We start from the raw sequence: 250 nt of genomic DNA on the forward strand, positions 1-250 counted from the left end.
AGCCAAATACAGCCAGCCTTCGCTTGTGGCAAGATACGTGATATCTCCCGCCCATTTCTGATTCGGGGCCGTTGCATTAAAGTCCTGAGCTAGCAAGTTTGGAGCTACAGGCATCTTATGCTTGCTGCAATGGTTTTCACATTATGGCTATCACCGTTCTCAGCCAGCTCTTTCTGGATGCGCCTTGAACCATCTCGCCCCTTACTGTTGTCAAAAGCATCTTTAACCTTTGCATCAAACTCTTGGCGAG

Annotated in this window: 1 pseudogene; it reads right to left on the reverse strand. The window is 48.4% G+C overall.

The annotated features are described in order from the left end of the window. Positions 1 to 250, reverse strand: a pseudogene (locus UF05_RS13695) (IS3 family transposase); the annotation flags it as partial.

The sequence above is a fragment of the Vibrio sp. S457-15 genome, assembly GCF_000960545.1.
GTDB classification, from domain to species: Bacteria; Pseudomonadota; Gammaproteobacteria; order Enterobacterales; family Vibrionaceae; genus Vibrio; species Vibrio parahaemolyticus.